This is a genomic window from Acinetobacter sp. FY731 (assembly GCF_059515905.1).
In genome coordinates this window covers 1-7,167 of sequence record NZ_JCAKNB010000025.1, presented here as the reverse complement: position 1 = coordinate 7,167, position 7,167 = coordinate 1, and the positions used below count along the sequence as shown (strand labels likewise).

Annotated in this window: 11 protein-coding genes; 5 read left to right on the top strand and 6 right to left on the bottom strand. The window is 34.0% G+C overall.

The window, feature by feature from the left end:
- Positions 1-135 precede the first annotated feature (135 nt).
- The 6 genes from AC5YC8_RS13935 to AC5YC8_RS13910 are packed head-to-tail and all read right to left on the bottom strand — an operon-like array spanning position 136 to position 2,936.
- Complete coding sequence (locus AC5YC8_RS13935) at positions 136-381, bottom strand: hypothetical protein (protein WP_496164897.1); 246 nt, start codon at positions 379-381, stop codon at positions 136-138.
- Positions 378-671 (bottom strand): hypothetical protein, encoded by a 294-nt coding sequence (locus tag AC5YC8_RS13930; RefSeq protein WP_496164896.1) that lies wholly within the window; start codon positions 669-671, stop codon positions 378-380. Before AC5YC8_RS13930 ends, AC5YC8_RS13935 begins: the two co-directional genes overlap by 4 nt.
- Positions 668-1,417 (bottom strand): ATP-binding protein, encoded by a 750-nt coding sequence (locus AC5YC8_RS13925; RefSeq protein WP_496164895.1) that lies wholly within the window; start codon positions 1,415-1,417, stop codon positions 668-670. Before AC5YC8_RS13925 ends, AC5YC8_RS13930 begins: the two co-directional genes overlap by 4 nt.
- A complete protein-coding gene (locus tag AC5YC8_RS13920) occupies positions 1,414-2,376 on the bottom strand; it encodes a hypothetical protein (RefSeq protein ID WP_496164894.1) in 963 nt (320 codons plus the stop codon). The genes AC5YC8_RS13925 and AC5YC8_RS13920 overlap by 4 nt, the downstream gene beginning before the upstream one ends.
- A gap of 49 nt (positions 2,377-2,425) precedes the next feature.
- Entirely contained in the window at positions 2,426-2,701 is a 276-nt protein-coding gene (locus AC5YC8_RS13915) for a hypothetical protein (RefSeq protein WP_154771557.1), read from the bottom strand.
- A gap of 10 nt (positions 2,702-2,711) precedes the next feature.
- Complete coding sequence (locus AC5YC8_RS13910) at positions 2,712-2,936, bottom strand: Cro/CI family transcriptional regulator (protein WP_496164893.1); 225 nt, start codon at positions 2,934-2,936, stop codon at positions 2,712-2,714.
- A 109-nt stretch (positions 2,937-3,045) separates the two neighbouring features.
- Between AC5YC8_RS13910 and AC5YC8_RS13905 the strand changes: the two genes are divergently transcribed.
- The 5 genes from AC5YC8_RS13905 (at position 3,046) to AC5YC8_RS13885 (ending at position 7,123) form a co-directional block, all read left to right on the top strand.
- Positions 3,046-3,774: a LexA family transcriptional regulator gene (locus AC5YC8_RS13905; RefSeq protein WP_496164892.1), complete on the top strand. Its 729-nt coding sequence runs from the start codon at positions 3,046-3,048 to the stop codon at positions 3,772-3,774.
- Positions 3,775-3,795: 21 nt separating this feature from the next.
- Entirely contained in the window at positions 3,796-4,098 is a 303-nt protein-coding gene (locus tag AC5YC8_RS13900) for a hypothetical protein (protein ID WP_496164891.1), read from the top strand.
- A gap of 103 nt (positions 4,099-4,201) precedes the next feature.
- Positions 4,202-5,170, top strand: coding sequence for an ABC-three component system protein (locus AC5YC8_RS13895; protein WP_496163654.1), 969 nt, complete (start codon positions 4,202-4,204; stop codon positions 5,168-5,170).
- Entirely contained in the window at positions 5,139-5,399 is a 261-nt protein-coding gene (locus AC5YC8_RS13890) for an ABC-three component system middle component 6 (protein WP_496163655.1), read from the top strand. The genes AC5YC8_RS13895 and AC5YC8_RS13890 overlap by 32 nt, the downstream gene beginning before the upstream one ends.
- A complete protein-coding gene (locus tag AC5YC8_RS13885) occupies positions 5,396-7,123 on the top strand; it encodes a DUF2326 domain-containing protein (protein WP_496163656.1) in 1,728 nt (575 codons plus the stop codon). The genes AC5YC8_RS13890 and AC5YC8_RS13885 overlap by 4 nt, the downstream gene beginning before the upstream one ends.
- Positions 7,124-7,167: the final 44 nt, after the last annotated feature.

Sequence of the window (7,167 nt, the reverse complement as noted above, 5' to 3'; positions counted from 1 at the left end):
GGACATTTTGATTTAAGCTTATTTCCATATTGTTTCTTGTATTCAGCGAGTGAGATACTGGTCATTCAACCCCCATATCCGCTTCGTTCTCTTGAAATTGTTCTTGTAAGAGTTCTTCTTCTAAGTCATGATTTGTCATGTAGCCACCCAAAATAATTGCTTCGCCTTATCTGTCGCTTTAAAACCTAATGGCTTGCATCCATCTGCAGTTAAATAACCTTCCTTAACCAACTGTCTTGAAATTACATTCGCAGAGAATCTTGATAAACCTGTCCATTCAGCAATATCCATCGTGCTAAATCGCCCTTTGCTTTGAATCGCATTTTTTAAAACATGTACAATTTTTTCTGTTTGCTTTACGGCACTGTGTTGTTTTTTCATGCTGGAACCTTAATTTTTAGATTCACACCCACAAGCTCACACTCGCTTTTAAGCTCTTCAAGCATGTCATCCAAACCAAATTGATCTAATCTACGAGCAAGACTTTGCAAAAGTTCCCGCTTAGCATCTTCAACATCTTCCGATGAATCATGCTCTTCACATTCATGTGTTTCACATTCATAACACTCAAATGCATAGCCTCTTTCTTGGATTTCATCCGCTATATCACTCAAATTTGAGTAAGAGGCATTTGAAACAAATTCAAGAACATCATCTAATGTTTGACTCACACCCCACCCCCAACTCTTGAATCATTCCAATTGCATTCAACAATCGTTAAACCGTCATGTTGAAAACGAGACCAAAGACGATCACCTAAATCTTTTTGAAGTTCTTCAATCGTCATATTTGAAATAAGCATCGTTGCTTTTTTTGCGTCATAACGTGAGTACAAAACCTTGTGCACTAACTGCAATCTGTTCTCATGACGATCATGCAAGCCGTATTCATCAAGAATTAATAAATCGTATTCAGTGAAGCGATGAATCGCACTAGCTTCACTGTCATCGGCTTTTTTCCAAGCATTGGCAATTTCATTCGCCATATCTTCAGAAGTGATATAACGAGCGTATTTACGTTTGTTGAGCACGTTTTTAGCCACTGAACACGACAAATGCGTTTTACCTGTTCCAGTACGTCCAACCATGATCAAATTGCGATTCATGCTGTTGTTAATATCTTTTGCGAATGTTGAGCACTGAGTTAAAGCAATTTCTTGCCCTTTATTTTTCACTTGGTAGTTTTTAAACCCACTCTCAGCATGACGACTTGGTAGCATTGCTCCTGCAAAGTGTTTTTCACGAACAGATTGATTTACTTCTGATTCGTGTTTGATATGGACTTGCTTAATCAAATCCTTTGCGCATGATTTACAAACAACACGACCAAATAGATTTACTTTCAACTCGTTGTGCTCAATGCAAAGCTCTTGCGTTGGTTGAACATTAAAATTCATAGCTGACACCATAGAATTCATATCAAACCCTCCAAATCAACTTCACCTGTTGCAGGTGCGTATTGCTGAACTTCACCCCATTTTTGGTTTACGTCACGGCTTAAAGTTTGTTTTTCAGAGAATGATTTTTTGTTTTGTGCTGCCTGTTGCTCTTTCGCTGTTGGCTCACGCTTCATGAAATCAAGCCAGATGCTCATCCATTTTTGAGGCATGAAATTACTTACTGACAATGACCACTGAGCGAGATCAGATAAAACTTTCTGAATTTGTTGTTCAGAGTGGTTAGGGAAACTTACTTTGGCTTGAGCAACAAAATCTTGTTCAACTGAATATTTTTGACAAAGGTTTTTGAAAGATGTTGGTATGCGATCTTGTGTGTGATATTCGATGAAATTCAGAGTTCGATTTTGCGCTTGAAAATTCGTGCGTTCTTCCTCTTCTTCTTTTCTATAATTAATTCTATTAAGTAATTCTATTGTGTCTTCAGTTTTGGAAGTGCTAGCGCTTTCATTTTGAAAGTGCTCACACTTCACTTTTGAAAGCGCTTCATTTTTGGAAGTGGTACTTTCATTTTGAAAGTGCTCAACCAATGAAATCTCATTGATTTGGTATTCATTTCCTTTACGACTGCTTTCACTAACAATAGAAATCACACCAAAATCAAGAAGTTCTTTTAAACCTCTTCTAACCGTAGCTGTTCCCATTTTCTTAGAACCAGGTAATTTTCCACCTTGCAGCTGAGAGTAGCTAACATGATCAGTCACTTTGTCTTTAAAGCCATTAATACGATCCTCTAGCTCCGCATATACATTTTTAGCCGCATCGCTTAAGAATGGGCGTACTTCATAGCGATAAAGACGACTAGACATCACATAGCCTTTATCGAACTTATTCTCCGACATAGCTTGTCGCTCTTGTTTTGGAAATCGAACAACTTCAGCTTGATAGCTTTGTTGTTCTTGTGCTAAATTTGATTTCATATTCAATGCCTTCTAAAGTTTTGAATTACCAAAAGCCTGATCTCACTAATCAGGCTTTTTCTTTGTCTAAATCCCGATGAATCCCTTCCAATCCCTCTGAAAAGCTCACCTCTGTAGATAAATCCCTTACTAAAGCTCCTAATCCCAAGCGCTCAAAAGATTTTGCTTGTAGATTAAGTACATGCCACTCACCCACGATTTCTTTTTCAAGAAGAAATGCCAAGTATTGAGCTAGGTCTTTACCTTTAATTTCAGCAAGTGTTTTTGCTCGTTCATGAATTTCAGGAGATAAACGAACATGTGTGGATTTCTTATCAAGACTCATAATTTTTCCTCTATGCAACTGCTTTACTGCGCAGTTCTATCCAGATTTCCTGATATGTATCAGGGAAAAGCTCTTTACGAGTGGTCACACCCATATCTTCAGCAATAACTGCCAATCGAATTTTTTTATCTTCTGGAATTCTCTCCCAGCCACAAACGGATGGAGGTTTGATTCCCAGCATTCGAGCCACAGAACATGGACCACCGAGAGCTTTAATGAATTGCTTGTCATTCATAATGTTCTCCTAATTAACAACAATATTATTAGGCATTCCTTATATTTAATCAATAGGAATACCTAATTTAATTTATGTTAGGATTGCCTAACATTGTAAGGATTGCTGTATGAACACTCTTGCCGAACGTCTTAGATACTCAATGGAAGTTCTACCATCTAAAAAAATAAAAGGTGTAGAGCTTGCGCGTGCAGTTGGGGTTAAGCCACCTTCTGTTAGTGATTGGCTTTCAGGGAAGTCGAAAACAATGGAAGGGGAAAACTTGGTACGGGCTGCCAAGTTCCTTAATGTTAATGCTACATGGTTAGCTACTGGTAATGGATCACATCAAAGAGTAGATAATGATATAAAAATCGCTCCAATTGAATTCAGAAGCGGCGAGCGAAAATCCACAAATGTAAGAATTCCTGTTTATAAAGATATTAAGGCTTCTTGTGGTTCTGGTATTGAACACTTCTTAGAGGATGTAAGTGAATACCTAGATATAGATCCATATATTTTGAAAATTATGGGGGTTCAAACCAAGCCTGAAAATCTGAGAATTATCTATTCTGCTGAATATAGTATGTGGCCTACTGTTGCGCCTGATAGTCCATTATTTGTAGATGTATCAGACAAAGACCCTGATCACTTAAAAAACGGCGATGTTTATGTGTTTACACATAACAACGAACTAAGAATGAAGCGGATTTTTGTGAGCTTTTCTAGTGGTAAAACCGTGCGCTTATCAAGTGATAATCCTGACAAGACAAGATATCCAGATGAGTTTATTACCAATGAGGAATTAAACTCGATTAACTTTGTTGGTCGATTAGAAATTGCATTAGTAAAACCATAAACCCAACATAAGGGAAGCATAATGATAGCAACACTCAACAAATCTAAAACAGCACTCACAATTAATCGCCAAGAATTTAAATTAGCTTTAGAAAAAATCAGTGCAGGGATTGATAAGCAGATAGCTTCACTCAAGAAGGCTAAACAAGGGTATGACGCTAAGGAAATGGCGAATGAGACCATTAATGAGCTAAATATCTTTGAAGCAATTATAGAGGGATTTAACGAAGCAGAAGGCACTAGTTTAAAGCTAGCAGACATCACCAACCTTGAAACGGCTCAAGGATGGATTGATGAGTTTTTAGAGAAGTATTCTGAGTCTTGATTAAGCAACACCACCCCACTTTGTGGGGTTTTAATAAGAGCTATAGATCCTGCTATAGAGTGAAAGCCCATGCCAGCAATAGTTTTATATTCAAGGAAAGATAATGTCTAGCGTACAATTAAACTATATATATAATTTACTATTCAAAGTTCAGGTATTACAGCGATCTGGCGAATCTTTTATGTCATTATTCAATGATATAATGAGCTATTCAGACCACCGTTTTCAATCCATATCACCATGGGGTAAATGGGGCGATGGTGGGAATGATGGTTACATTTATGATGATGGACATTACTTTCAAGTTTATGCTCCTAAACCAAATACTCAATGGAATCCACCTAATGCTTTTAGAAAAGCAAAACAAGACTTTCATAAGTTGGGAGAAAAGTGGAGTAATATAAGAAAATATAGTTTTGTGATAAATGATCGTTTTGAGGGTTCACCAGCTCCTTTAAACAATGAACTAGATTTATTTAGACAAGAAACAGCCTTGGAATTATGTGAGTCTTTTGATTCAAGAAAACTATTACTTAGATTTAATAACTTAGAGCACAACTTAAAAGATATTATTGTTGGAGCCGTTCCAAATATTGAAGAAGTTAATATTAATTTTTATTATTCTGAAATAAATACCCTATTAATATATTTAGCCGATAAGGCACATAGTTCTAAATTCTCTCTTTTAGAAATCAATGTTCCTGATTTTGAAAGGAAAATATTACTAAACAATCTAAGTCCACAAATTGCAGATGAGCTTCGAAATAATATAAAAAAAGTCCAACTTATAGATGATTACTTAGACTCAGTTAAAGGGGGTATCTCACAAGAAATTAGCACATACATTCATGAAGTTTATGAACAAAGTAAACTCTTATTTTGTGGTCAAGAAGATGAGATTGATTTACAATATGCATGGATTAGAGATGAACTTATCCCACCAGAAATCAGAAACAATCCAATACATAGAATGACTCTTGCAGGATATAGGGCTGTTTCCTCGATTGTTTTGGCTAAATACTTTGAAAGTTGTGACGTCTATGAACATCCTGACAGCTTTACTACCTCATAAGCACACTCCATTCTCCGAGTCTTTAATTGGTATTGCTGGATTTCTTAATTCAATTATCCCGACCAATAGCATATCAATTGATGAATTGTGGGCTTTAGTTGAAATTAAACAAAAAAGCTATCCATGTAATATAAATTTTGAACAAATGATCCTAGCAATAGATATTTTATTTGCAATTAATATTATTAATCTAAACATTGATGGACGAATTCAGAAGATATCCTCATGAATTTAATAAAAATTGAATCTGATTTAGAGAGTTTCAAAACAATCAAATTTAATCCAACCGGATTAAGCATTATTTTGGGTGATGATCCTGTTAATGCTACCGAAGATGGTGGCAGTAATGGAGTTGGTAAAACCCTAAGTCTAGCGATTCTACATCATTGTTTAGGTGCAAAGAATTCAATACCTAAAATATCAACTAAAATGCCTAAAAAGCATTTTACCTTAGAATATGATTTCAACAACAATAAGAATGTGATTTCTAGATCTACCATAGGTAATCATATAACTATCAATAAAAATGAATATAATCTTCGTACATTAAGAGAATATTTAAATAATGCAGGTTTCTTTTATATTCCTGAAAATTCTGAATATTTAACATTTCGAAGCTTAATTAAGCGTTTTTCTCGCTTAACAAAAAAAGATTGTGATCACCCTCTGTCTACTGAATCTGAAAAAGATTATGTTGCTTTATTGAATTCCTTACATCTATTAGGAATGGATATATCTTTAGCCATCACAAAGAAAAAATTAAAAACTAAACTTGACTTAATAACCCAAGAGCTAAAATCCTTCAAGGATAGCAACACAATAAAATCATTAGTTCTTAATGGAAAAAATCCAAAAATACATCTAGATAAAACAGCTCATGAAATCGAACTACTAGAAAAAAAATTGAAAAATTTTGAGATTGTTGATGATTTTAAAATAATAGAGCGAGAAGCTAATGCACTAAAAAATCTAATTTCTAACAATGAAAAAGAAATTTCTATCCTTGAATTCAATAAAGCTAATATCGAAAAATCACTAAAAATAACTCCTGATATTTCAAAATCAGATCTATATAAAATGTATAATGGTTTAGAATCTATTTTTAAGCCTGAAATACTTAAACACTTTGATGCTGTTGAAAACTTTCATAATACAATTGCAAAAAATAGAGACCTTCGACTAAAAAATGATCTTATTGAAATTAGCAATAAAATCATTGAATTAACACTACAAAATAAAATTAATATAAAAAACCAACAAGATAAAGTTAACTACTTACAAGGAAAAAGTGCACTTGACGAATATACTGTTATTGCTAATAAACTTGTAGATTTAAGAAATACATATGAAACTGTAAATAATTTTCTTAACTTGGAAACACAATTAAATAAACAAAAACTTGATATTCAAGAACTAATGATAAAAGAAGATAGACGAGCCTTAGAACTCATTGAAAATAATCCTTTAAACGAAAAAGATTTAATCTTTAAAGATATTATTGAACATTTATATGAAGATGCTGCAGCTGGAATCATCTTAGAAAACAATACAGGTATTAACCAAATTCGATACAACTTAAAGATTGCAGTTGATGGCTCTGATTCTGATGGGATTGATAATGCAAGTGTACTCGCCTTTGATGTGTTAAATTTATTTAATGGAAGCAACCACAATATTAACTTCCTTTGGCATGACAATAGGCTATTCGCTGATATTAATCCTAAAGCAAGAGCATCTTGGTTTAAGTATATCATCCAAAGATTAAAGTCAACAAATAAACAATATATTGCATCACTAAATAATGAAAATCTATTAAGTATGCGAGAGTATTTAACTCTTGAAGAGTTTTCAGAAATTAAAAAATGTATTATTCTTAACCTGAAAGGTGATAAACCAGAGAATAAATTACTTGGTGTACAAATAGAAAATTATATAGAAAATATTACAAATTAAATCGAATAAGCTCCATCCAACCCACCCAGTGTGGGTTTTCTTTT